The 23179-nt window shown below is 52.6% G+C and carries 25 protein-coding genes; 11 read left to right on the top strand and 14 right to left on the bottom strand.

Features of this window, described 5'->3' with window-relative positions; translation table 11 throughout:
• Positions 1-64 precede the first annotated feature (64 nt).
• The 3 genes from PSE_RS07835 (at position 65) to PSE_RS07820 (ending at position 4098) form a co-directional block, all read left to right on the top strand.
• Positions 65-265, top strand: a complete 201-nt coding sequence (locus PSE_RS07835; RefSeq protein WP_008549797.1) for a hypothetical protein — start codon at positions 65-67, stop codon at positions 263-265.
• 286 nt (positions 266-551) lie between these two features.
• Positions 552-1508, top strand: coding sequence for a glycine--tRNA ligase subunit alpha (locus PSE_RS07830; RefSeq protein ID WP_148266110.1), 957 nt, complete (start codon positions 552-554; stop codon positions 1506-1508).
• Between the two features lie 313 nt (positions 1509-1821).
• Positions 1822-4098 carry a beta-glucosidase gene (locus PSE_RS07820; protein WP_014284360.1) on the top strand — a complete coding sequence of 759 codons (2277 nt, stop codon included), beginning with the start codon at positions 1822-1824 and terminating at the stop codon, positions 4096-4098.
• Between the two features lie 10 nt (positions 4099-4108).
• Here the strand turns inward: PSE_RS07820 and PSE_RS07815 are convergent, their stop codons facing one another.
• Positions 4109-5131, bottom strand: coding sequence for a hypothetical protein (locus tag PSE_RS07815; RefSeq protein ID WP_148266109.1), 1023 nt, complete (start codon positions 5129-5131; stop codon positions 4109-4111).
• Between the two features lie 353 nt (positions 5132-5484).
• Here PSE_RS07815 and glyS point away from each other — a divergent pair, with 353 nt between their 5' ends.
• The gene (gene glyS, locus PSE_RS07810) at positions 5485-7722 is read left to right on the top strand and encodes a glycine--tRNA ligase subunit beta (protein WP_014284358.1); all 2238 of its coding nucleotides are present in this window, start codon (positions 5485-5487) and stop codon (positions 7720-7722) included.
• Between the two features lie 62 nt (positions 7723-7784).
• On the opposite strand, the gene PSE_RS07805 is transcribed toward glyS, so the two are convergent.
• Positions 7785-8696, bottom strand: a complete 912-nt coding sequence (locus PSE_RS07805) for a LysR substrate-binding domain-containing protein (RefSeq protein WP_014284357.1) — start codon at positions 8694-8696, stop codon at positions 7785-7787.
• A 108-nt stretch (positions 8697-8804) separates the two neighbouring features.
• Here PSE_RS07805 and PSE_RS27295 point away from each other — a divergent pair, with 108 nt between their 5' ends.
• Positions 8805-8975 carry a hypothetical protein gene (locus PSE_RS27295; RefSeq protein ID WP_008549495.1) on the top strand — a complete coding sequence of 57 codons (171 nt, stop codon included), beginning with the start codon at positions 8805-8807 and terminating at the stop codon, positions 8973-8975.
• A 23-nt stretch (positions 8976-8998) separates the two neighbouring features.
• Here PSE_RS27295 and PSE_RS07800 read toward each other — a convergent pair whose 3' ends face one another.
• From PSE_RS07800 to PSE_RS07785, 4 genes are all read right to left on the bottom strand, one after another.
• Entirely contained in the window at positions 8999-9493 is a 495-nt protein-coding gene (locus PSE_RS07800; RefSeq protein ID WP_008549640.1) for a DUF962 domain-containing protein, read from the bottom strand.
• A 120-nt stretch (positions 9494-9613) separates the two neighbouring features.
• Positions 9614-11938: an NADP-dependent malic enzyme gene (locus PSE_RS07795; protein ID WP_008549927.1), complete on the bottom strand. Its 2325-nt coding sequence runs from the start codon at positions 11936-11938 to the stop codon at positions 9614-9616.
• Between the two features lie 100 nt (positions 11939-12038).
• Entirely contained in the window at positions 12039-12737 is a 699-nt protein-coding gene (locus PSE_RS07790) for a ceramidase domain-containing protein (protein WP_014284355.1), read from the bottom strand.
• Between the two features lie 23 nt (positions 12738-12760).
• Complete coding sequence (locus tag PSE_RS07785) at positions 12761-13354, bottom strand: glycosyltransferase (RefSeq protein WP_014284354.1); 594 nt, start codon at positions 13352-13354, stop codon at positions 12761-12763.
• Between the two features lie 113 nt (positions 13355-13467).
• Between PSE_RS07785 and PSE_RS07780 the strand changes: the two genes are divergently transcribed.
• The 3 genes from PSE_RS07780 to PSE_RS07770 are packed head-to-tail and all read left to right on the top strand — an operon-like array spanning position 13468 to position 16031.
• The gene (locus PSE_RS07780; RefSeq protein WP_014284353.1) at positions 13468-14595 is read left to right on the top strand and encodes a PA0069 family radical SAM protein; all 1128 of its coding nucleotides are present in this window, start codon (positions 13468-13470) and stop codon (positions 14593-14595) included.
• Positions 14596-14648: 53 nt separating this feature from the next.
• Entirely contained in the window at positions 14649-15302 is a 654-nt protein-coding gene (locus PSE_RS07775; protein WP_014284352.1) for a ribonuclease HII, read from the top strand.
• A 39-nt stretch (positions 15303-15341) separates the two neighbouring features.
• Positions 15342-16031, top strand: a complete 690-nt coding sequence (locus tag PSE_RS07770) for a hypothetical protein (protein WP_014284351.1) — start codon at positions 15342-15344, stop codon at positions 16029-16031.
• 29 nt (positions 16032-16060) lie between these two features.
• On the opposite strand, the gene PSE_RS07765 is transcribed toward PSE_RS07770, so the two are convergent.
• Entirely contained in the window at positions 16061-16318 is a 258-nt protein-coding gene (locus PSE_RS07765) for a hypothetical protein (protein ID WP_014284350.1), read from the bottom strand.
• Between the two features lie 38 nt (positions 16319-16356).
• The gene (locus PSE_RS07760) at positions 16357-16740 is read right to left on the bottom strand and encodes a hypothetical protein (protein ID WP_041768136.1); all 384 of its coding nucleotides are present in this window, start codon (positions 16738-16740) and stop codon (positions 16357-16359) included.
• A 286-nt stretch (positions 16741-17026) separates the two neighbouring features.
• Here PSE_RS07760 and PSE_RS07755 point away from each other — a divergent pair, with 286 nt between their 5' ends.
• Entirely contained in the window at positions 17027-17704 is a 678-nt protein-coding gene (locus PSE_RS07755; RefSeq protein ID WP_014284348.1) for an SDR family NAD(P)-dependent oxidoreductase, read from the top strand.
• Positions 17705-17758: 54 nt separating this feature from the next.
• Here the strand turns inward: PSE_RS07755 and PSE_RS07750 are convergent, their stop codons facing one another.
• The gene (locus PSE_RS07750; RefSeq protein WP_014284347.1) at positions 17759-18391 is read right to left on the bottom strand and encodes a hypothetical protein; all 633 of its coding nucleotides are present in this window, start codon (positions 18389-18391) and stop codon (positions 17759-17761) included.
• A gap of 76 nt (positions 18392-18467) precedes the next feature.
• On the opposite strand from PSE_RS07750, the gene PSE_RS07745 reads away from it, so the two are divergent.
• The gene (locus PSE_RS07745; protein ID WP_014284346.1) at positions 18468-19133 is read left to right on the top strand and encodes a YafY family protein; all 666 of its coding nucleotides are present in this window, start codon (positions 18468-18470) and stop codon (positions 19131-19133) included.
• Between the two features lie 141 nt (positions 19134-19274).
• The gene (locus PSE_RS07740) at positions 19275-20261 is read left to right on the top strand and encodes a hypothetical protein (RefSeq protein WP_014284345.1); all 987 of its coding nucleotides are present in this window, start codon (positions 19275-19277) and stop codon (positions 20259-20261) included.
• Between the two features lie 103 nt (positions 20262-20364).
• Here PSE_RS07740 and PSE_RS07735 read toward each other — a convergent pair whose 3' ends face one another.
• The 5 genes from PSE_RS07735 to PSE_RS07715 all read right to left on the bottom strand — a co-directional run bounded on the left by PSE_RS07735 (position 20365) and on the right by PSE_RS07715 (position 23009).
• The gene (locus tag PSE_RS07735; RefSeq protein ID WP_008549616.1) at positions 20365-20850 is read right to left on the bottom strand and encodes a F0F1 ATP synthase subunit B; all 486 of its coding nucleotides are present in this window, start codon (positions 20848-20850) and stop codon (positions 20365-20367) included.
• A gap of 11 nt (positions 20851-20861) precedes the next feature.
• Positions 20862-21413: a F0F1 ATP synthase subunit B gene (locus PSE_RS07730; RefSeq protein ID WP_014284344.1), complete on the bottom strand. Its 552-nt coding sequence runs from the start codon at positions 21411-21413 to the stop codon at positions 20862-20864.
• 100 nt (positions 21414-21513) lie between these two features.
• A complete protein-coding gene (locus tag PSE_RS07725; RefSeq protein WP_008549639.1) occupies positions 21514-21741 on the bottom strand; it encodes a F0F1 ATP synthase subunit C in 228 nt (75 codons plus the stop codon).
• A gap of 73 nt (positions 21742-21814) precedes the next feature.
• Entirely contained in the window at positions 21815-22582 is a 768-nt protein-coding gene (locus PSE_RS07720) for a F0F1 ATP synthase subunit A (RefSeq protein WP_008549614.1), read from the bottom strand.
• 52 nt (positions 22583-22634) lie between these two features.
• Entirely contained in the window at positions 22635-23009 is a 375-nt protein-coding gene (locus PSE_RS07715; RefSeq protein WP_008549670.1) for an AtpZ/AtpI family protein, read from the bottom strand.
• Between the last annotated feature and the right edge of the window lie 170 nt (positions 23010-23179).

Here is a 23179-nt window from a genome sequence, read left to right as displayed (position 1 = left end):
CATAGGATTGCCAAAATTGCCATAAATAACAATGCTTCACATAAGTGATGGAAGGAAAATGCAGATGACTGAGGTATTGGGAACTGTTGCTTTGATTGCAGGTGGATATGCTCTTTACAAAGCCGTAAAGAAGGAAATTTCCAACATGGCATTCAAGAAACAGCCTGCCTATGCAACTGCTCGCAAGCGTCCGGTTGACCCTGCTTACACACGCCTGGTTCAGGATCCGGTCACAGGCAAATACCGCCCTACAAGCAACTACTAAGAGCACCAGCTCTGTAGTTGCACCCTATATGCCCGCATGACATCTGGTCTGCGGGCTAGCGGTCGTTCTCGACCACTCCCCCTTTCTCTTTGCGCTGCCACCGCCAGATTTGTCGCTGTTGCGACATCATTGGGCACAACTGGCGTTCAGCCTGTTAAATACGCGGTAAACAGAGAAACATCCCTCTGGAATGCTTGACCTTCCCTGTTTGACGTGGCACCTGTGCCCCAACTTGGATTTTGCGTGGTTTAGCGCAGTACATTTTGGATTTTCAGGAAACACTCCCATGTCTAGTGAAGCCGTTCCGGCACATATGCAGCCAACCAAGTCCTTTCAGGGTCTTTTAATGACCCTCCAGAGATTCTGGGCCGATCAGGGCTGCGTTATCTTGCAGCCTTACGACATGGAAGTTGGCGCGGGTACTTCTCACCCAGCGACGACACTGCGTTCTCTTGGTCCACGTCCATGGAAGGCTGCTTATGTTCAGCCATCCCGCCGTCCTACCGATGGTCGTTATGGTGAAAACCCCAACCGCCTGCAGCACTACTACCAGTTTCAGGTTCTGCTGAAGCCATCTCCTGAAAACCTTCAGGAACTGTATCTGGCTTCCTTGCGTACAATCGGCATCGACACAGACATCCATGACGTTCGCTTTGTTGAGGACGACTGGGAGAACCCGACACTGGGCGCATGGGGCCTTGGTTGGGAATGCTGGTGTGACGGCATGGAAGTTTCTCAGTTCACCTACTTCCAGCAGGTTGCAGGTTTTGAGTGTAAGCCGGTTTCCGGTGAGCTGACCTACGGTCTGGAGCGTATCGCAATGTACGTTCAGGGCGTCGACAACGTTTATGACCTGAACTTCAACGGTCTGGAAGGCGACGAGAAAGTCACTTACGGCGACGTGTTCCTACAGGCCGAGCAGGAATATTCCCGTCACAACTTCGAGCATTCCGACACCGAAATGCTGTTCCGCCACTTTGCTGACCATGAGCGCGAGTGCAAGCGTCTGCTGGCAGCAAGTGCGGAAGCCATGGAAAAAGCTGGCGATGGCCTGCAGAAGGTTGTTCTGCCTGCTTATGACCAAGCTCTCAAATGCTCTCACGTCTTCAACCTTCTGGATGCGCGCGGTGTGATTTCCGTGACCGAGCGCCAGAGCTACATTCTGCGTGTTCGTGAGCTTTCCAAAGCGTGTGGCGCTGCTTTCCTGCAGACCGAAGCTGGTGGTGTTGGCTACACAGGCTGATCCTAGCCAACCTGATGAATTTTCAAATGCCGGGGCAGAAATGCCTCGGCATTTTTTGTTGTCAGCCCCCTCTCACCTATGACTCCTTGAAAGATGACTGCTGAAAATCGGTAGGTTTTCAGAACCGCTACCAATTGGATATTTTCAAAATGATATCCTGTTTGATTTGCAAATCTGTTCCCCTGATGCCAGCCGCCTGAGTTCCAGAGTTGCTTGTTAAAGTTCTGACATATCAAGCTGCTTGATGTTTGTTTCACCGCGTATCTTTAGCCGCTGACCTAAATTGGGGGGCATTCGCGGAGTTCTAACTTCCATGACTGTTGAAAGTACCGAGGTGCTTCAAGACGGCAACACTGCTGTTCCCTCTCAATCTTCTCCCAAGCCAGTAGAACAACCTTCTTCTACGCAAAACCTTTCTGACGAGCAGATTGCCAGAGCGATCGTATCTCGGCTGAGCAGAGACGATAAACTGGCTATGCGTGATGGCGACAAAGCTTTCTGGCCAGGCGTTCGCGAGATGATGAAGAGCGGTTCTCAGTCAGGTCCGTGGGCTGCAGGCGTTTTGCCAGAGCATCATTTGCCCGGAATCCATTATACGGAGGGTTCGCGCGGGATTGTCATGAAAGGAGCAACCACCTTTCCGGCAGCGATAGCCCGCGCGGCAACCTTTGATCCTGAGCTGGAGCAGCGGATTGGCGCGGTCATCGGCTATGAGATGCGTGCATTTGGAGGGACGCTGTTTGGTGGTGTTCCTTTGAACCTGATGCGCCATCCAGCTTGGGGGCGGGCGCAAGAGTCGTATGGCGAAGACAGCTTCCTGATTGGAGCCATGGGGACGGCGCTTGTTCGCGGTGTTCAGCAGCATGGTATGGCTTGCGTGAAAAACTTTGCTTTGGCTTCCATGGAGCAGTCCAAACTTTCACTGAACGTGACAATTGGACAGCGGGCACTCTATGAAATGTACCTCCCTCATTTCCGAAAGGCTGTGGAGGCCGGCGCAGCGGCGATGATGACCTCTTACAGTTCCATCAATGGAGAACTGTGCGGTCATAACAAGGAGCTGCTGACACAGCTCTTGAAATCTGACTGGGGTTTCAAAGGTTTCGTGCTGAGTGATTTCATCTTCGGTATCCGCAGTGCCAAAGAAGCAGCGAACGCTGGTGTTGATCTGGAGATGCCCTTTCAGCTTCATTACCACCAGAGCCTGCCAGAGTTGATCGAGACTGGCGAGGTAAGTGAAGCCACGCTGGATGATGCGTGCTATCGGCTCATCTTGCAGCAGCTGTGCGTTCTGCGAAAAGGGAACTACGAGAAGAAGCGCGTTGGATGTGCCGAGTTCCGTGCTGTTGCGCAAGAAGCAGCAGAAAAGTCGATTGTTCTGCTGAAAAACGAGGGCGGTTTCCTGCCTTTGAAAGACATTGAAAGCATTGGCGTTATTGGTCGTTTGGCAAGTGTGGCGAACACGGGAGACAAAGGAACCAGTGATACACAGCCGACTCATGTCATCACCCCACTTGCCGGCCTGCGGGCCTATTACAAGCACAAGGTAGACATCTGGCAGGACCGGGGCCAGAACATCAATCGTGCTTTGCAAATTGCCAGGCGTGCTGATGCTGTGGTTCTGGTTGTCGGGAACGATCACAGCAGTGAAGGAGAATGGGTTTCTGCCGGTTTAGCCGCTCAGTTCCATGGGGTTTTGCCGCAGCCACGTAATCGCGAAGAAGCACAGATAGCCTCGCAGTTCCTCAGATCGTTCGGTGGTGGAGGATCAACTGGGAAATCTGAGGGTTCCAGTGCGGTTGAGGACGGTTACGGCGCCGGTGATCGCTCCAGCTTACGTTTGCCACCGCATGATGTGGAGCTGATCAAACAAGTGTGTGCGGTCAATCCGAACTGCGTTGTTGTTGTTATGGGTGGTGGCACAATTTTGATGAATGAATGGGAAGATAAACCTGCTGCCGTCCTGCTGCATTGGTATCCCGGTATGGAGGGTGGAACTGCACTTGCTCGTATTCTGTCCGGCGAAATCTCACCGAGCGGCCGCTTGCCCTTTGTGGTTCCCCGCCGCGAAAGCGACCTCCCCGACTTTGACCGCAATGCGCGCAAAGTGATCTATGATCTCTGGCACGGCTACAGGAAACTAGACAAGGATGATGTAACACCGGCGTATCCATTTGGTTTTGGTTTGAGCTACTCCCAGTTCCACTACTCTGAGCTTGAGGTCTCCCGGCCTGAAGAGCTGATGGGCGGAAACATTCAGATGCAGGTCTCTGTTGCGAATATCGGTCGAGTAAATGCTGAGGAGGTTGTGCAGGTCTACATTGCACCCAAGGGCTCAGCGGTGGAACGAGCCAAGCAGGAACTGAAAGGGTTTCAGCGAGTTTCTATTCCAGCGGGAGAGAGCCGACGCGTGACAATCATAGTCCCCATTGAGGAGCTGGCTATCTTTGATGGTGACCGGAACCAGATGGTGGTTGAGCGCATCCTTTATGACGTGATTGTGGGTGGCTCCAGTCAAGATCCCAATAGCCTACGACAAGAACTGAAATTGTTTGGCGAACTTGATGAAGTTGCTGAACTAGTTGAATAGGCCTTGGTTACTAAGCGGGTTGGAACTCTGAAGACGGATAATACCCCCACTGTTTGAGGATCATTCCATTGGAGATCTGCCGTACAGTTCTTTCATAGCGCATTCTTGCGTCGTCTCCATGCTTCCCGTCTGAGAGCACATTTGCATGTATCCTCTCAAAATCCTTGAGGTCTGCTAGAGCCAACTCTTTTGTAGATTTCAACGCAATCAGAAGTGCTCTAGATAAAGCTAAACGCGATAAGGTTATAGGGCTTTGATCATCGGGAAACACATGGCTGTCATGATACGCTATACACTCATCTAGTGTACCATCACGGAAGGGATTATATAACAGTACTTCTTGTTGTATTTTTTTTGTATTCTTATAGACCACAGACGTTCTAACCTGCCCGATCCACTCAAAGTAATCTTTCAGATATCCCATCGTTACTTTTATCCAAGGCAACCGGTCGAAATAAAAATCCTGATTGACTAAAATTGACTTACCTGGAATTAGATTAGCCAAGAAATTCTTATTCACATACTCATCTAGTTGCACCGACTTACCAACGTCAATGAAGCAGATTTCAATGGGAGTTGCAGGGAACTTGAAGTCAACCAGGTCACCAACATGAAGATCAATTAGATCTGAGTAGTTTTCGATGTTTTGCTCGAGCCTTGGTATGAAAGAGTCACCAAACCGATACTTGAAGGCTCCCCATTCTTTAAACTTCTCCTTACCGTTCTTGAGACGGGGAAGAAAACCAATTTCGAAAGCTTGAATGGGTTTGCAACGGAACACGCTCATATCATTTTGAGAATGTGTATTGTCCCGAATACCATGAGCCAGTGAAACTGTTGAAGAGCCCAAAAAACTCCCGCCGTCAATCAGCACTCCATCTCCACGATAGTGATCTCGCGCTAATAAGTAGAGAAGACTACGCTCTTCTCGTGACAACATTCCTTCTGCGTTGACCACATCAGGTGGGAGAACTCGACAAGTCAGATCTTCACTATTTCTGAAACGTATCTCCTTAATCAACATTTCACTCATACCCACACCCACTGTTTTTCTCTCAAAGTTCATCAAGGTTACAACGCAATTTGCTTCAAAGCATCCCTATTTTCTTCGGCATCATTCCACTATTAACTCCACATACATAAGTACTATCTGTTTTCAACTCATTGAAAACTCAACGTATACCCATACGCTCTTTCCAACTTAATTCGCCTTTGGCAGCAGGGAGCTGTACACACCCCTGTTGATGGGTGGTCCTCCTCTGCAGTTTTTTGCTCAATTCCCATGGTGCACTGGCTATTGGGGGTGACAATGCCCTTTAGTATTGCTAGGCACTACGCACTCTAGAAATTTGCGATTGATTGACCAGTTAAAGGCGTCGTTCACCAATGCCAGATCTTCTCCTCGAACTCTTTAGCGAGGAAATTCCTGCCCGCATGCAGCGTCGTGCGGCTGAGGATTTGAAATCCCTCCTGACCAATGCTCTTGTTGAAGCAGGTGTGACCTATGAAGGCGCGAAGGCTTATGCCACTCCTCGCCGCCTGGCCCTGCACATTGCCGGCTTGCCTGCTGGCTCCAAAGCAACTCGTGAAGAGCGTAAAGGCCCGCGCGTTGGCGCGCCTGAAAAAGCACTGGCTGGTTTCCTGCGCGGCGCAGGTCTTTCTTCTATCGAAGAAGCTGAAGTTCACAATGACCCTAAGAAGGGTGATTTTTACGTCGCTGTTATCGAAAAGCCTGGCCGTAAGACCGAGGACATCGTTGCTGATGTGATGCCTGACATCATTCGCAACTTCCCTTGGCCTAAGTCTCAGCGTTGGGGCTCCGGCACCCTGCGCTGGGTGCGTCCGCTGCATTCCATCGTTTGCACCTTTGGTCCTGAGACCGAAGAGCCGGAAGTCATTCCGTTTGAAGTTGATGGCATCACATCCGGTCAGACCACTTACGGTCACCGCTTTATGGCACCTGAGGCAATCGAAGTGCGCCGCCTGGAAGACTATATGTCCAAGCTGGAAGCCGCCAAAGTTGTGCTGGATGCGGACCGCCGTAAAGACATCATTGATGCAGACGCGAAAAACGCTGCGATGGCACTTGGCCTTGAACTGGTTGAAGATGCTGGCCTTCTTGAAGAAGTGGCTGGCCTTAACGAGTGGCCGACTGTTCTCATCGGTTCTTACGACGAGAGCTTCCTTCAGCTGCCTGACGAAGTGATCCAGCTCACCATTAAGGTGAACCAGAAGAACTTCGTTCTGCGTGATCCGGCAACCTCCAACCTCTCCAACAAGTTTGCGCTGACTGCCAACATTGTTGCGAAAGACGGTGGTACCAAGATCATCGCCGGTAACGAGAAGGTTGTTTCCGCTCGTCTGTCCGATGCGAAGTTCTTCTGGGAAACTGATCTGAAGACCAAGTTGGAAAGCAACGTTTCCAAACTTCAGGACATCGTATTCCACGAGAAGCTGGGCAGTGTTGCTGCTCGCGTTGATCGTCTTGAGCGCCTTGCTGCTGAGATCGCTCCACTTGTTGGCGCTGACATTGAGCAGACCAAGCGTGCAGCGCGTCTTGCAAAGGCTGACCTTGTTTCCGCAATGGTCTTCGAGTTCCCTGAACTGCAGGGTCTGATGGGTCGTTACTACGCTGAAGCACAGGGCGAAGATGCTGCTGTTGCACAGGCGATTGAAGACCATTACAAGCCAGCAGGCGCTTCTGATGATGTTCCAACATCGCCAGTTTCCATTGCTGTCGCTCTGGCCGACAAGCTGGACATTCTGGCTGGTTTCTGGGCGATCGATGAAAAGCCAACCGGCTCCAAAGATCCGTTTGCACTGCGCCGTGCTGCTCTGGGTGTTATCCGTCTTGTGCTGGAAAACGATCTTCGTCTCCCACTGCGTGATGTGCTGGTTCAGAGCCTGCGTCGTAATCTGGCGGACATTGCTGCTGCTCGTGGTGAGAGTGCGCTTTCCGATCTTCCATTTATCGGCAAAGGCAAAACCGGCGAAGGCGTTGTCAAAGACATCTTCTCTATGGTTTCCAAAGCTGCTGATGTTGTTTTGGCGAACGTTTCCGACAAGATCCCTGAGACTTCTCTGGAATCCGGCCTGATTGATGATCTGCTCGACTTCTTTGCGGACCGCATGAAGGTGGTTCTGAAGGACAAGGGTGTGCGTCACGATCTGATCGACGCTGTGCTGGCACGTGGTGGTCAGGACGATATTGCGCTGATTGTTAAGCAGGCGGAAGCTCTGGCTGGGCTGCTGGGCAGCGAAGATGGTGCGAACCTTCTGGCTGGTTACAAGCGTGCGGCTAACATTCTGCGTGCGGAAGAGAAGAAAGACGGCAAGACTTTTGAAGGCAAGCCTGACGCTGCTCTGCTGGAAGAGCAGGCAGAAAAAGACCTTGCTGCAGCGCTGGATAGCGTTCTGGTTGAAATCAAGCCTCTGCTGGATACAGCTGACTTCTCCGGCGCGATGGCTGCGCTTGCCAAGCTGCGCGGTCCGGTTGACGGCTTCTTCGACAACATCCATGTGAATGCTGAGAAGCCTGAGGTTCGTGAGAACCGCCTGAAGATCCTTTCAGAAATCCGTGCCGCCGTTCATCAGGTTGCAGATTTCTCTAAGATCGCTGGCTAAGCATACTTCATAAGACATTGAAAAGCCCGGAACTCAGTTGAGTTGCCGGGCTTTTTTATAGGCTATGTTCTGACGGCTTTGTCGTACTCAACGGCCGTTTGCTCGATCTCTTCTTTAAGCCAGTCCCGCAGCTTTCTAACGCTTGGGCTGCGAAGTGCCCCTTCCCTGCAAATGAACCAGTAGGACCGGCCGGTTGAGCAGCGGTGATCAAACGGGATCCTGAGCTGGCCTTGCTTCACGGCATTGGCGACCAGCGTATCCCAGCCCAGAAAGACACCGTGACCGGCGATGGCGGCATCCATGCACAAGGAGGCGTTGGAGAAGCCATGGCCTTTCGGCAGCTGGCTTTCCTTCAAGCCGAAGGGAGCGAGCCAGTCGCTCCAGCGATAATAAGAGTTGTAGTCGCGAATGATCACTTCATTAAGCAAGTCTTTGGGCTCTTTAAGGCGTTCAGCTACTTCAGGAGAGCAAACCGGATAGATGAAGTGTTCGCAGAGGCGTTCGGAGTAGACGTCATCTGGTGCGCGTTTATGAACGCGGACGCAGGCATCAACGTCGGAATGGTTGAGATTGACGAGCTGGTCGTTGGCATCCAGCCGGAGGTTGATGTCCGGGTTGGCCTTCATGAAGCTGCTCAGGCGCCAGACGAGCCACTTTTCGGCGAGAAGCGGTGCAACCGACAGGAACAGACTTTCTTCTCTGTCTCGGTCTGCCAGAGCGACAGCCTCAGAGATCTGCTTCAGACCTAATGTGAGTTCGCGGCAGATTTCTGTGCCGAGGCTGGTGAGTTTCAGTCCGCCGGGCTCTCGTGTAAACAGCGGACGGCCTAGCTGGTGCTCGGTTTTGTGCAGTTGCTGGCTGACAGCACCGGACGTGATACCCAGCTCTTCTGCAGCATTTTTAAGGGATCCCAGGCGTCCAACAGCTTCCACAACGCGGAGGCCGGCGAGGCTGACCTGATTGAGATTTTTCATCGAGAACAGTTCCGAGCAGTAAACCTAAACCGGGGTTTAGTTATTCCAGATAGCACTTGCAACGCAATTGACGCATTGTCGCTCCATAAAGTCACAAAGGAAATGACAATGAAAAATCTTTTAAAAGATCTGTTGCGCGGAAAGTCCCAGCGTAAATCCAAAGCCCCAGCTGGCTCCAAACCATACTGTGCTGACCCGCTTGCACACCCTGCCCTTCAGCGGATGGATACCCGCGAAATTGGTGATGTTTACATCAACCCAGAAAAAACGCTGCCTTAAAAGCAGCGTTTTTATTTTGTCCCTCAGTACGGGATGCCAACTTTTTTATAAATGAAATGCATCAGCCAAGCAGGTCCGACCAACAGGAACTGCAAGTCCTTGAAGAAGGATGGCTTTTTCCCCTCAATATGGTGACCGATAAACTGGCCGATCCAAGCAATCACAAACACTGCCAATGCCGTCTGCCAGAGTGGGATCCCAAGCCCAAACTGCTGATAGGTCATGTTGATCCAGACCATCAACGCTGAGAACACAGCCATGCCAATGGCTAGTGTGATGGACAGCGACAGGTAGTAGATGATCGACAGCCCCAAGCCGATCGTGCACCAGTTCAGCCATGGTGAGATGTTTGAAAATCCGATTGGTGTTGGGACAGACCACAACAATGCTGTGACCGTCCAGAAAATGATCGGCACACAGATCCAGTGAATTGCTTTGTTTTTATGATTTTGGTGGCTTTCGCCATACTCGCCTAACAGGCGATCAATGCGACGCCCGGTCGCTTCTGAAAAGCTCATATTACCCTCCCCGTAATATCAAGCAGCATCAATGCAGATAGCATGCCGTATAGGGAAGGTATTATCAAGCTGACAAAACTTCGGCGGGCATATTAACCACTGCCCGCCGAAGGAGTTGTTTTAGCTATGCGGTGCCAGGCAAACCCCAGCATTTTCCTTACGACATTGCGCATCAACTGCTGAAAGCGCTGTCATATTTACGATGCCGCGTGAGGTCACGGATGGTGTGATGATGTGCGCGGTTTTCTTCGCGCCCAGCAAAATTGGACCAACATGGAGTGCATCTGTCATTGCCTTGATCAGGTTCAGTGCAATGTTTGAAGCGTCCAGTGTTGGGAAAACCAGCAGGTTTGCAGGACCAGAGATATGCGCATCTGGCATATAGCGTTTCAGGATTTCCGGCTTCAGTGCAGCATCACCGTGCATCTCACCTTCTGCTTCCAGATCAGGCATTTGCTTCCAGACCATCTGCAGGGCTTCCCGCATTTTGTTGGAAGTCTCGGACGGACGGGAGCCGAAGTTGGAGTGTGAGAGCAGTGCAACGCGTGGGGTGATACCAAAGCGCTTGATCTGCTCGGACGCCAGATGAGTGATCTCAGCGATCTCTTCAGCGGATGGGCATTCTGTGACGTAAGTGTCAGCCAGGAAGTATGCACCGCTGGTGTTGATCAGCAGAGAGAGCGTGGAGAAATCTCTGATGCCATCAGAACATCCAATGATGTTATTGATGTCGCGCAGGTGCTTATCGAAGCGGCCTTCAAGGCCAGTGATGAGCGCGTCAGCTTCTTCCCTATGCAACGCTAATGCACCAATCACGGTGGTGTTGGTACGCACGATGGTTCTGGCAGCTTCCGGGGTTACGCCTTTACGGCCAACCAGTTGCACCAGTGTATCAACGTAGGAGCGGTAGCGTGGATCGTCTTCCGGGTTCACGAACTCAAAATCTGTTCCCGGACGAATGCGGAGGCCGAAACGCTCACAGCGATTTTCCAGAACCTGCGGACGACCAATCAGGATCGGGGTTGCCAGTCCTTCTTCGATCACCACCTGAGCGGCGCGCAGAACGCGCTCGTCTTCACCATCAGCGTAGATAACGCGCTGTTTGTCAGCTTTTGCCTGCGCGATGATTGGCTTCATCACCATGCCGGAGCGGAACACGAAGCGGTTCAGCTTGTCCATGTAGGCATCGAGATCTTCGATCGGGCGGGTTGCGACGCCAGTGTCCATGGCAGCTTTTGCAACAGCTGGTGCAATGCGCAGGATCAGGCGGTTATCGAACGGGGATGGGATGAGGTAATTCGGGCCGAATGTGTGGGTGACGCCGCCGTAGGCTTTGGCAACCACATCGGTTGGTTCTTCCCGTGCCAGACCTGCAATTGCTTCCACTGCGGCCAGCTTCATTTCTTCGTTGATGGCGGTTGCGCCAACATCCAGTGCGCCACGGAAGATGTAAGGGAAGCAAAGGACGTTATTCACCTGGTTCGGGTAGTCGGAACGGCCTGTGCACATGACAACATCGTCACGAACAGCAAGCGCATCTTCCGGCATGATTTCCGGGTTCGGGTTGGCAAGACCCATCACCAGAGGGCGCTTCGCCATCTTGGCGACCATCTCCGGCTTCAGAACACCAGCTGCGGACAGGCCGATGAAGACGTCGGCATCTTCGATGATATCATCGAGTGTGCGCTTGTCTGTTTTCTGCGCGAAGACGGATTTCCATTCATCCATAAGGGCTTCGCGGCCTTCATAGACAACGCCTTCGATGTCGGAAACCCAGATGTTCTCGCGCTTTACGCCAGAAGATACGAGCAGATTGAGACATGCCAGCGCGGCTGCGCCTGCGCCAGAAGCGACGACCTTGATCTCATCCAGTTTCTTGCCGGCCAGTTCCATGCCGTTGCGAACAGCAGCTGCAACGATGATCGCTGTGCCGTGCTGGTCATCATGGAAGACCGGGATATTCATCTTTTCACGCAGGCGTTTCTCGATCTGGAAACACTCAGGCGCCTTGATGTCTTCCAGGTTGATACCGCCGAAGGTTGGCTCCAGAACGCCAACTGCATCTACGAACTTATCAACGTTGGTTTCATCAACCTCGATGTCGAATACATCGATGCCTGCGAATTTTTTGAAGAGGACGGCTTTACCTTCCATCACCGGCTTGGATGCCAGAGGACCAATCGAGCCCAGACCCAGTACTGCTGTGCCGTTTGAGATCACCCCAACGAGGTTTTGCCGTGCGGTGTAGTCGGCTGCTTTTGACTCGTCCTTATGGATTTCCAAACACGGAGCAGCTACGCCCGGAGAGTAGGCAAGCGCCAAATCTCGCTGGTTTCCCAATGGCTTAGTTGCCTGAATTTCCAATTTACCCGCGCGCGGATACTCGTGGTAAAAGAGCGCTTGTTCATCGAGTTCGCCGGAGGTAGGGCGTTTTTTGTCCGTCATCGTCTATTCTTGCCTGACCTAGTGAATGAGCGGCTCGCCACCGGGAATCATTATGACTTCCGGTTCAGATGTCGCAGTTTGGCAAAACCTAGACCATTGCCTAAGATTCTGCACCGTCTAAGTACGTCTTAAAGCGTATAAATGCGCGAATTAGAATAAACAAAACGGTAGCATTCAAAATATGCCACAAGGAATGTGTCCCAACTGGCAAAATTGAGCAGATTGGCTCGTCCAGAATCCGGAATCCCATGGATATTGCGAAGACGATGCCTGCCAGCAGCAATGCGTTGGATGTCTGCCGGTTTTTGCTGCGGGTGAGGCCTGCAAAAAGCAGGATGGCAACGAGGGCTGGGAAGTAACCAGCAGTGGGGCCAATGATGCCTTCCACCAATCTTGGGCCGAATGCCATTGCCCCAAAGAAGAGCAGTGTTGCACCCAGTGATATCAATAGGTTGGCACCCATGTAGCGCCGTGTGGCCAGATAAAAATACACCAGCATGAAGATCGCGATCGGGATCACATCAGCGAGCATAGACCAGAGGGTTGCGAAGGTGTGGAACAGGAAAGACCCGATGCCGATGATGGCCAGTAAAGCGATGAGAACCAGCGCTGCGTTATCTTGTGCGTTGGTTTGCGTTACTTGCGTATTTTTTGCGTTGCTACGTGCTTTAAGCCAGATTTGAAGGGCGAACAGAGCGGCAATGATAAATGCCGCATTGCTGATGGCATTGAGCGGCTCAGACCAGAAGGCGGCGGAGGTTCTTTCGCAGTATTGGTTCAGATGCTGGTTCCAATCCATAAGACCTCCGAGCTGGTACCGGGTTACCTCGTGCTGTTTTGAAAGACCACTGTACCGTTCAACCAATGGACCCGGCTAGCCCTCAAGATTTTTTGGATTTGCTGTTGCCGAGTTTTGGCGGAGCTCCCCTTCAGCACTTTTTGCAGGTGCTCTTTGTGTACGAGCATGGGCAGAGCATGTGCGGACGACTTGAGCACACGATGCATGGCGTTGATCAGCTTCTGCCTGACTTGCGCCGCGGTGCCGAACTCCTCTGTCCGGCTTGGGAACACCGCGATCAAGTTGTCCCCGGTACGGACCCGTTCGGCCCGCTCGATGAAGGCAGCTGCTTCTGTTTGCCAGCCGGTTTGCAGGATTGCGCCGGGGCGGATCAGCAGCACCCAGTTGGACCGTGCGCATTTCTTTGCCCCTTCTGCTAGAGCAGACGCAGGATCAGCGCTGGCATCGATGAAGTGCGCGCCGGAGGCATCAGCTACGACCTCGGTTCCATCGGTGGAGCCTTCGTCTGCGATGACGACTTCTTTCAGGATGCCTTCTGCCGAGGCCGGGACCAGAGCGGACAAGGTGTGCACCAGTTGGTGCTCGCTGTTCTTGCTGAGAATAAGTGCGCTAATCATTCCAACAGCTTACAGTGATTTGCCAGAGTATGGGAAAGTAAAGGCTTGCAAATCCAGATATTTTGAGCAATGTTCCACTTATGTTCTCATAAGAAGATGAAAGTGCACGCCCCATGTCAACTGCACAAAATCACAGGGTCGAGGCAGACGCGACAGATCCGCTGAGTTCTGCTTTGCCAGTCAACATGACAGGCCGTGGACGGGCTGCGCATTCCAACAAGGCTGGGCGGTTTGAGGCAGAAAGCCGGGAACTGATGGATGATGGCTGGGGAACAATTGATGAACTTCCGCCGATCAAGACCGAGGTTCAGACAGAAGCTGCGCGGCATGTGATCACCAAGAACACCTCGCCGGACCTGCCTTTTGACCGTTCCATCAATCCCTATCGCGGCTGTGAGCATGGCTGCATCTACTGCTTTGCACGGCCAACTCATGCTTATATGGGGCTTTCGCCGGGGCTGGACTTTGAAAGCCGCTTGTTTGCCAAGCCGAATGCGGCGCAGGTGTTGGAGCGAGAGCTGGGTGCACCTTCCTATCAGCCTAAGCCAATCGCCATTGGCACCAACACAGATCCGTATCAACCAATTGAGCGCACCCAGAAAATCATGCGCGGTATTCTGGAAGTGCTGAACAAGACCGGGCATCCGGTGACCATTGTCACCAAGTCTGCTCTGGTGATGCGGGATATCGATATCCTTGCGGAGATGGCTGAGCGTAATCTGGCCAAGGTCGCGATTTCAGTGACGACACTGGACCGGAAGATTGCCCGCAGTCTTGAGCCGCGTGCGTCTACGCCAACGCGACGTTTGCAAGCAATCAAAGCGCTGTCTGATGCGGGTATTCCAACTGCTGTGTTGGCAGCACCGATTATTCCCGGTCTGACAGATCATGAGCTGGAGAGCATTCTGGAGATCTGCAAGGAGCATGGGGCAACGGAGGCCAGCTACATTTTGCTGCGCCTGCCGCGTGAGGTTTCTGAGCTGTTCAAGGAATGGCTTTTGCGGGAAGCTCCGGGCAGCTATCGCCGTGTGCTCAGCCTGCTGCGGTCCATGCGTGATGGCAAGGATTACGATGCGCAGTGGACACAGCGTTTCAAGGGCAAAGGGCCTTATGCAGATCAGTTGGCGAAGCGGTTTCAGCTGGCCTGCAAGAGCAAGGGATTATCCTCCCGATCCCTCAAGCTCTCCTGCGATCACTTCATCAAACCGACCTGCGGTGGTGTGCAGCTCTCATTGCTGTAGATGAGGCTTGTTGTTGCGGTTGAAAGCGACCGGTCTGCGTGGCAAAGAGGAGCATGTCGTATTTTGCAAATTCCCTCTTTGATATCGCCTTTCCTGATGCACCGGACCTGCGCTTTGAGCGCTCTGTTGAGCAAGACTTGCAAGGGCGCTTTGCTGGCATTGACGAGGCCGGACGCGGACCATGGGCTGGCCCTGTGGTGGTGGCTGCCGCCAGCCTTGATTACGACAATCTGCCAGAGGGATTGAACGATTCCAAAAAGCTGACAGAAGCCAAGCGCGAAGAGCTTTTTGAGCAGATCCTTGAGGTGGCTGATGTGAGTGTGTGCGTGCAAAGTGCGCAGACCATTGATCGCCTGAACATTCGTGAGGCAACGCTGCAAGGTATGCGCACCTGCGCACGCTCTCTTTCCGTTCCGGTCAAACGGTTCTTTATTGATGGCAAGGATGTACCACATCATCTGCCTCAGGAAGGGCAAGCGATGATCAAGGGTGATGGTCGCTGTCTCGCCATCTCTGCAGCCTCCATTGTTGCCAAGGTGACGCGAGATCGGCTGATGGTGAAGATGGACAAGTACTTCCCGGAGTACGGCTTTGCCAAGCACAAAGGCTACGGCACCAAACAGCATCAGGAAGCCCTCGCCGCCCATGGTGTCACCCCCCTCCACCGCTGCTCTTTCCGGCCTATCCGAGAGCTGATAGAAGGGTAGTCAGGTCAGCCTGAAAACAGGCGCGGCTTGCAGAGTGATATGATGACATCCGGCGATCTAAATCAGTTGCTCTCAAACAAGCTCACGCGCTTCTTCATAGTCTACTCTATTCTTTCTGTGATGCTCGCCATGCTCATTGCTGGCATTTCCTACTTTCATGGTGGGAGTAAGTTGACCCATGTTGATCTGCCGCTCATTTCGGATAGCCAGCTGTCCGTTGATGGTGATTTCATCGTGACCCGCCTGCCAATGTGGAATCGTGTGCAGATCTATCATCGCAAGCGTGGTTTCATCTCCGGCTTCTTTTTGGAATATCAAAGAGCGACCGGAGCTTTTAAGGTCTTTCCAAATCAGCGGCTTGTCGATTGCGGCTCCAACTGGCCAACAGATGCCGGTTACCTGCAGTACACATTCAACGGAAAACCACTGGGCAGAACTCAATCGGCTGACGTCGCTGATGCGTGCAGCGGTCATCACCGTCCAACATCTGCGAGCAAACTGGAACATCTGGGTGTCTTCTTCCAGTTTGATGGCTTTGGTTATTCTCTTCAGGCAGCGAGCGAAACAGGCCTGAAAACGTTAAACCGCAGAAACATTTTTGCGGACCTACTTGCGCTGTCTCTCTACCCGTTTGCACTCATGAAAGTTTTTGCATTTCTGCTGGGAGCGCAGGTGATCTGGTTCTTCTACAAGGCAATGAGATTAAAGCCACGCAAAGAGCATCCGTGAGGATTAGATTGTTATCTGCTTACAGCTGTCTATCCGAAATGCTTTTGCCAAATCTCCTGAGTTTGCAGGAGCAGTCGCTGAACGTCGATCATCTCAACTGATGCTGAATTCTCGGATAGCTTGATGGGCGCACCTTTCGTGTAAAATCTCTCCATCTCTGTATTCGCCAGCTCAAGAAAACTGCGTGTTTCATTGGCATCGGCTGGTTGTGCCTTAGCAGCAACCTGTTGACTTGCATTAGGTGCAATCAACGCTTTGGGAAACAGGAAACTGGCAGGATCTGTCATTGGACCAGATGCTCCGATGGAGAGAATTCGTCAGTCGGTTAAATCGTCAACTCTACACGCAGTTGCAGGTCGCCGTATTGTTGGTAGGAGCCGCCAGTGCCCGGGCTGTCGGAGACAATTTCGGAGACGGCTCCGGCAGGGTCGTCCTTGAAGGCGCGTTTGGTTTCCGGGTCGACGATTTTTTCGAAATCTTTCAGGTAACGCTCGTATTCCTGAAGTTCCAGAATGGCGCTTTTAACTTCGGCGTGGGCTGCTTCTTCCTTCGGCGTGCGAGGTGCAAAGAAGTGTTTCAGGATACGGGTTTCGCTGAAGTCCATCGTGATTTCCGGCATTGGCTTTTCAGGCTGTTTTGCTTCCTGACTTTGCCGGGTCGTGTTCATCAGTGTTGGAGTAGGTGCAGCAGAATTAATTGGATTCATCATTTGATCTGAAACTCATTGAGTAAGCAATAACTGGTGATCAAAGATGCAAGTTACATGCCATTAGAACCCGCAGAAAACCAAGGCTTCTGATGGTGGATCCGTGCTGAAGTCGGCAGAAACTTCCGGGAAATTTGGCAGCCCGGCAGTTTCTTCAGGCACACGTGCTGACTCTCATGCGCAACTGCTGAATGTCCTGCATGGAACGGAGGTTTAGAACGGAACGTTCAGGCTTTCGCTTTAGAGCTTGGCGCGTATGCTGAGTGAGTTGAGATAAGGGGTCATCGTTATGAAACGAGCAATTGTTACCGGTGGCGCGGGGTTGATTGGGACTGGTATCTGCGCAGCGCTTCTTAAGAAGGGTTGGGAAGTGGCGAGCTTTGATCTTAAAGAGGGCAGCTCCGGCGCTATGGATGTGCTCTGTGATATCAGCGATGAGAGTGCGGTTGATGAGGCGTTCAGCTCACTTGGATGGCCGCAGCTGGACTTGCTGGTCAACAATGGCGGTCATGCTACCAGTCTGCAGTTGGGGCTGAAGGAAGCGACCATGGATGACTGGCGTTCAACGCTGGACAGCTATCTGACAGCGACTTTTCTGATGAGCCGCCGGGCTTTGCCGCTGATGCCAGAAGGGTCGAGCATCGTGAACATGGCGTCTACCCGCGCTTTCATGTCTGAGCCCGGTGATTTCATCTATGCGGCTGCAAAGGGCGGTATCCTTTCACTGACGCAGGCTTTGGCGATGTCGCTTGGTCCCAAGGTGCGGGTGAATGCGATTGCGCCGGGATGGATCTCCGATGGAGCTGATCTGAGTGAACGGGATCATGCGCAGCATCCGGTTGGACGGGTTGGTCGCCCAGCAGACATTGCAGAGGCAGTGCTTTATCTGAGTGAGGCCGGGTTCATGACAGGTCAGACGCTGACCATCGATGGCGGTATGACCCGGAAGATGATTTACGAGGAGTAATCGCCTCAAAGTGAAAGCTCCCTCTGGTGAGGGAGCCTTCCTGCGGTGAAGAGATCACGCAAGCACGAACCAGAAATCGAGATCGAAACTGGTTTGATCGAAGTGCTTGAGGAAGTTCTGGCCGCTTTCATCCTGCAGATATCCGTAGCAAATCTGTCTGCCCGCACCAATGTTCTCGGCAAAAGCAACCTCGGCATAGTTATCGCCGTTGATGTGTCCCATCACGTGGGCTTTCGCCTCCGGGAAGCGGGAGAGGTAGTTGCTCTTGAGCTGAGCCGCAGAGGCCAGCATTTCCTCTTCTCCGTCAACGCCACTTAACGCGAGTTTACCGATCTCGATGGAGGAAAAGCCGGTTGGCACCTGAAAGGCGTTGTCGAGCAATCGGATCTGAGTGAGCTTGATAGTGCTTTCATCCAGCATGCTGTGAAAGGTTCTGGCGCTTTCGTCACCTCTGAAGTTTTGGGACATGCTGGCAAAGGCTGCCGCGTCGCTCGCCAGGATTACATCCGCAAACTCTCCGGCCAGATTGCCGACAAAGGCGTGCATGAGAATGCCATCCTGTTTGGCCAGAAAGGACTTCTGCCAGTTGCGTGCTGCGGCGACCAGTTCGGCAGGCTCGATCTCCGGTTTCCTGGAGTACCGTGCGAAGCCCATGACGGATGCGGTGGAGTTTTGTTTTAAAAGCATTTTGTAGGTGCCCGTGTTTCTTTAGTGCGAGCCGCACACTAAGATAGGCCAGTGACATTTTCTGTCAGGGGCATTCATGCGCAGTGTCAGGCTGTTTCAAATTCTGGATTTCATGCGTGGTCGGACACGGCCTGTTTCTGCTGAGCTGATCGCAGAGCGGTTCGGCACATCTGTGCGCACGATCTATCGGGATATTGCTACACTGCAATCCATGGGCGCCCCGATCCGCGGTGAAGGCGGGCTGGGCTATCAGGTGGAAGATGGCTACTTCCTCCCTCCCCTCGCTTTTGACCGGGATGAGATGGACGCGGTGGTGCTGGGTCTGCGGATGGTCACTGCACGAGGTGATACGCCGCTCCGGCTCGCAGCGGAGCGTGCGCTGGGCAAGATCAGCGGAGCCCATCAGGAAAGCCCTGAGAGCGTCGACAGGCCACTTCTTACTGTGAAGGCGAAGACTGATACCAAGTCCGGCGATCAGATGACTGTGCTGCGCTCTGCTATCCATGACCGGACCTTCGTCGGGTTCACATACACCTCGCTTTCCGGAGACACATCACAGCGCTGCGTTCGTCCTCTGGACCTCACTGCCTTTGAGAGCTCCTGGTTGCTGACAGGCTGGTGTGAGATGCGGGAGGACTTTCGAAACTTCCGGGTGGATCTGATAAGTGATGTTGCTGCTCAGGAAAGCACGTTTGCCTTTGAGCGGGGCAAGGAGTTCACCGACTATCTGGCGACGTTGTAGGAAGCCAGCACTCCCCCGCCAATAACGCAGAGTTGAATGCCCTTAGGTCACTTTCCCGTTCTGATGTTCATTTCAGCACATCGGGTTTTAGTCGCAGCTCGCATTCTGATGGGGTTACAACTCTAAGTTAAGGAGAGCGATATGCCTACTATCACGAGTGCAGCCCCTCAGGTGAATGTTCCTGTTCAGCCTCAAGCCGTTCAGCAAGCGAACAGGCCCGCTGATCTTCAAGAAAGCTATAAGGAGCGTCATCTTGGGGATCTGGGTATCACGGTCAAGTACAACCCAGCGATCCCCGAGCATCAGGTGGATTCAAGTCTGGCTGCTGTCTCTGTTCATCGCACGGTGGGTGACAAGCTCGGCATGACCACACACGCTCTGCACAGCGTCGTTGAAAGCGGCAAAGATGCTGTGCTCTCAGCGCGTGCCCCGTTTCTCACAGGTGCTAGTCCGGCTCAGGAAACGTCTGAGACGCATAAGGCTATTACTTCGAGTACTGATGCTATCAAATCCCTTCCTGACAGTTCTTATCTGAAGACCGAAGGGCGATGGCTGGATGCGTCCACGGTACAGGTCCCAGCACCCGGCAATGTCTTTGGTGCGAGCGGTCTCTTCGCCTCTGCTGAGACGAGCCTGGAGATCCCACTTGTCACGCCAGCAAGCCCAAACCGTGATGATATTGCAGCAGCGTTTGGCGTGAGGATCTTCGATGAAGGACAGACCATCCCGCTGAAGTTTGACGGCAATCTGAATGCTGTCGAATATGAGTTTGGGAAAGCCTATCCGCAGTACAGACTGGATGTGGCCAATGGCTTCTTTATTGAGACACATGACTTTCCGCATGTGTTCATGCCAGCGTCAGAGCAGAGCGAGATTGTCATTACAATCGGGAAGCAGCTTGAAGAAGATCAGTTTGCCATGACCAACTTCCTTGTACCGCATGGCAGCGGCATTCTGGTTCCGGGCAACACCATTCATGCGGATGCTTTCAGCACCGGCAACATCATCGCGATGCTGACGCATTGTACAGAGGCGGATGTTGTCTTGATGCACCAACCTGATGATAGCCCGCTGCCAATCAAGGTTGATAGTTCTGAACGGTTGGGTCTGGCTGAATGGCACGTCTAAGGAAACTGCCGGGAAAGACTGAAACGGCTTGATGCCCGGACAAAAAGAAAAGGCTCCCGAAGATCGGAAGCCTTTTTGGTGTTCTTTTCAGAAGTTCTGAGGATTAATTCAGGCTATCAGAAACCTGTTTGATGCTCTGCTTGAGCACCTTATCCTGAACTTCTGCTTTTGCAGCGCTGGAAGCGACAATGGTTTCAGCTGCCTGAACTGCAACATCTGCAGCGCGGGAGCGAACTTCTGCAATCGCATTTGCTTCAGCCTGAGCGATTTTCGCTTCAGCTGCTTTGGTGCGACGTGCAATCATCTCTTCGAGAGCTGCCTTGGCTTCATCAGCCAGACGATCAGCTTCGACTTTTGCGTCAGCAACGATCTGCTCGGCTTCGGCTTCAGCCTCTTTGCGCTTGCGCTGGTACTCGGCCATCAGAGCCTGAGCTTCTTCACGCAGCTTACGGGCGCCTTCAAGCTCTTGCTTGATGTTGTCCGCTTGCTGGTCAAGCATTGCACCAATCTTGCCAGGTACTTTCAGGTACCACAGCAGGACAAAGAAGAGGATGAGACCAACGAGTGCCCAAAGGCTTGCATCGAACATTCTGTCACCCCTTACTTAAGTGCAGCATCAACGGCTTTGGCAACTTCAGCTTTTGCTGGAGCGCGGCCACCGATAAGTGCCTTCACAAGCTCGCCTGTTGTCTCAGCGGCGATTTCGCCAACATGTGACAGGCTTTCAGCTTTGATCTTGGAGATGCTCTGTTCAGATTCGGAAAGCTTAGCTGCCAGCTGCTCTTCAGCTGCTGCGCGGGCGCCTTCTGTTTCTGCTTTTACCTTTGAGCGTGCATCATGAGCCATGGTGGTGGCTTTTTTGCGCGCGTCGGCAAGAGCACTTTCGTAGGATGCGATGGCTTCATCTGTCTCTTGTTTGAGACGGGATGCTTCAGCCATGTCACCTGCGATGCGATCGCGACGATCTTCGAGGATACCGCCGATGCGTGGCAGGACCACTTTCGACATTACCCAGTAGAAAACGCCGAAGGAAAGAACCAACCACAACAGCTGAGACGGGAAAGTCGTGCTGTCGAACGGAGGAAAGCTACCGCCATCCTCTACAATGCCAACTTCGGCAGTTGTATTCAGGTTGCCTTGAGTATTCGACATCAACTTCTCCGTGAACGCTCTTCGTAACGTTTTATGGTTTGGAGACGGTTCTTAAGGCTTAAGAACCGTCACGCATAAAACGCTCTAATCTTTCTGTCGATTATACTGCGAACAGCAGCAGAAGTGCGACGAGAAGGGAGAAGATGCCGAGAGCTTCGGTCACAGCAAAGCCGAGGATGAGGCGGCCGAACTGTCCATCTGCAGCAGATGGGTTGCGCAGTGCGCCGGCAAGGAAGTTGCCGAAGATGTTACCAAGACCGAGAGCTGCACCACCCATACCAAGGCAGGCGATACCGGCACCAATGTATTTTGCTGCTTCTGCTTCCATGACAAGTGCTCCTAAACTAGCAAATTCGTCTATGACTTTGTTTTGGGTTTGATACCCGGATTCTACACGTTACTTAGTGGCTCGGATGAAGCGCGTCTGCAAGATACATGCAGGTAAGAACGGTAAAGACGTAGGCCTGAAGGAAGGCCACAAGGAACTCAAGAGCCGTGATGGCAACTGTGAGAGCCAGAGGCAAGACCGCGGATGCGATGCCGACAGCACCTGCACCAGTGAGCATTACCACGAAGCCTGCGAAAACCTTCAGAGTGATGTGACCAGCAAGCATGTTTGCGAACAGACGAACGGACAAGCTAACTGGACGGGAAAGGAAAGAGATTACTTCAATCGCGGAGACGAGAGGAACAACCCCTGCCGGAACGCCGCTTGGGACGAACAGCTTAAGGAAGCCAACACCGTGCTTGAAGAAACCGTAGATCGTTACAGTGCCAATCACGAGCATTGCGAGTGCAAATGTCACGATGATCTGACTTGTAACGGTGAAGAAGTATGGGAACATCCCGAGCATGTTTGCAACGAAGACGAACATGAACAGGGAGAAGACGAGCGGGAAGAACCGCATTCCGTCATTGCCTGCTGATCCTCGCAATGTGGCAGCAACAAACTCGTAGGACATTTCCGCCATGAGTTGAGCGCGGCTAGGGACCAGACCACGTCTGTTGGTAGACAGAACGAGGAACAAGGTCGCTACAGCGACGGTGACAACCATGAACAAGGAAGCGTTGGTAAAGGAGAAATCAACACCGCCAATCTCCACAGGAAAGATCTTGGAGATATGAAACTGGTGGATCGGATCGATCGCGTTGCCTGAATTTCCAGCCACAGGTAGTACCCCTGAAGTGCCAATTTACGAGCGCAAGAGCGCGATGAATTAGTTAGTCCTGCTTCTTGCCGGAATTCATCCGTCTTTCAGGTGGAGCGACTTTGCCCGCCTCCCGAAGGACGTTTAATATTCCCGCTGCGAAGCCAAGCATCAGGAGAATAATCATCCCCCACGGCTTGGTCCCGAGCCAGCTATCCGCCATCCAGCCGAGTGCCCCCCCGACAAAGATCGCAGCAATAAACTCGGAAGACATCTTCCAAGCCTGTGATAGGCCCGCCATCGCGCCGGTCTTGTTCGGTTCCTCTTTAGCAGAGGCTTCGTCCAAGTGTGTATCCAGCGTTTTGCCAAGCTTTTCTAGCCGCTCAGACAGGTGACGATCAGTTTCTTTCATGTCTTTTTTCTTCTGCTTATTCTCTTCAGGAGACATCAACATTCTTCCTTCATAGCAGCAGATAGCTCAAAGACACGGACGCCCCTGAAAGTCGGGGGCACCATAATGCTCGTGATCTGCACTGTCAAGGTTAGAGCTACTTAAGCTAAATAACTGATATTTAAGTATTTTTCAGAGTTTCTAACAGAGAATACGTATAAAGGATA

It is taken from the genome of Pseudovibrio sp. FO-BEG1, assembly GCF_000236645.1.
In the GTDB taxonomy this organism is placed as follows: Bacteria; Pseudomonadota; Alphaproteobacteria; order Rhizobiales; family Stappiaceae; genus Pseudovibrio.
Note: the sequence above shows the minus strand (reverse complement) of the source record. Positions and strands in the feature narration are given on the sequence as shown.

What these genes read in the sequence shown, in the direction of transcription:
- PSE_RS07785 (WP_014284354.1), bottom strand. Translation starts at nt 13,354, where the DNA reads ATGATTAGCGCACTTATTCTCAGCAAGAACAGCGAGCACCAACTGGTG.
- PSE_RS07790 (WP_014284355.1), bottom strand. Translation starts at nt 12,737, where the DNA reads ATGGATTGGAACCAGCATCTGAACCAATACTGCGAAAGAACCTCCGCC.
- PSE_RS07745 (WP_014284346.1), top strand. Translation starts at nt 18,468, where the DNA reads ATGCGCAGTGTCAGGCTGTTTCAAATTCTGGATTTCATGCGTGGTCGG.
- PSE_RS07730 (WP_014284344.1), bottom strand. Translation starts at nt 21,413, where the DNA reads ATGTCGAATACTCAAGGCAACCTGAATACAACTGCCGAAGTTGGCATT.
- PSE_RS07755 (WP_014284348.1), top strand. Translation starts at nt 17,027, where the DNA reads ATGAAACGAGCAATTGTTACCGGTGGCGCGGGGTTGATTGGGACTGGT.
- PSE_RS07715 (WP_008549670.1), bottom strand. Translation starts at nt 23,009, where the DNA reads ATGTCTCCTGAAGAGAATAAGCAGAAGAAAAAAGACATGAAAGAAACT.
- PSE_RS07795 (WP_008549927.1), bottom strand. Translation starts at nt 11,938, where the DNA reads ATGACGGACAAAAAACGCCCTACCTCCGGCGAACTCGATGAACAAGCG.
- glyS (WP_014284358.1), top strand. Translation starts at nt 5,485, where the DNA reads ATGCCAGATCTTCTCCTCGAACTCTTTAGCGAGGAAATTCCTGCCCGC.
- PSE_RS07725 (WP_008549639.1), bottom strand. Translation starts at nt 21,741, where the DNA reads ATGGAAGCAGAAGCAGCAAAATACATTGGTGCCGGTATCGCCTGCCTT.
- PSE_RS07775 (WP_014284352.1), top strand. Translation starts at nt 14,649, where the DNA reads ATGTCGTATTTTGCAAATTCCCTCTTTGATATCGCCTTTCCTGATGCA.
- PSE_RS07830 (WP_148266110.1), top strand. Translation starts at nt 552, where the DNA reads ATGTCTAGTGAAGCCGTTCCGGCACATATGCAGCCAACCAAGTCCTTT.
- PSE_RS07815 (WP_148266109.1), bottom strand. Translation starts at nt 5,131, where the DNA reads ATGAGTGAAATGTTGATTAAGGAGATACGTTTCAGAAATAGTGAAGAT.
- PSE_RS07770 (WP_014284351.1), top strand. Translation starts at nt 15,342, where the DNA reads ATGATGACATCCGGCGATCTAAATCAGTTGCTCTCAAACAAGCTCACG.
- PSE_RS07820 (WP_014284360.1), top strand. Translation starts at nt 1,822, where the DNA reads ATGACTGTTGAAAGTACCGAGGTGCTTCAAGACGGCAACACTGCTGTT.
- PSE_RS07805 (WP_014284357.1), bottom strand. Translation starts at nt 8,696, where the DNA reads ATGAAAAATCTCAATCAGGTCAGCCTCGCCGGCCTCCGCGTTGTGGAA.
- PSE_RS07750 (WP_014284347.1), bottom strand. Translation starts at nt 18,391, where the DNA reads ATGCTTTTAAAACAAAACTCCACCGCATCCGTCATGGGCTTCGCACGG.
- PSE_RS07735 (WP_008549616.1), bottom strand. Translation starts at nt 20,850, where the DNA reads ATGTTCGATGCAAGCCTTTGGGCACTCGTTGGTCTCATCCTCTTCTTT.
- PSE_RS07780 (WP_014284353.1), top strand. Translation starts at nt 13,468, where the DNA reads ATGTCAACTGCACAAAATCACAGGGTCGAGGCAGACGCGACAGATCCG.
- PSE_RS27295 (WP_008549495.1), top strand. Translation starts at nt 8,805, where the DNA reads ATGAAAAATCTTTTAAAAGATCTGTTGCGCGGAAAGTCCCAGCGTAAA.
- PSE_RS07800 (WP_008549640.1), bottom strand. Translation starts at nt 9,493, where the DNA reads ATGAGCTTTTCAGAAGCGACCGGGCGTCGCATTGATCGCCTGTTAGGC.
- PSE_RS07765 (WP_014284350.1), bottom strand. Translation starts at nt 16,318, where the DNA reads ATGACAGATCCTGCCAGTTTCCTGTTTCCCAAAGCGTTGATTGCACCT.
- PSE_RS07835 (WP_008549797.1), top strand. Translation starts at nt 65, where the DNA reads ATGACTGAGGTATTGGGAACTGTTGCTTTGATTGCAGGTGGATATGCT.
- PSE_RS07740 (WP_014284345.1), top strand. Translation starts at nt 19,275, where the DNA reads ATGCCTACTATCACGAGTGCAGCCCCTCAGGTGAATGTTCCTGTTCAG.
- PSE_RS07760 (WP_041768136.1), bottom strand. Translation starts at nt 16,740, where the DNA reads ATGATGAATCCAATTAATTCTGCTGCACCTACTCCAACACTGATGAAC.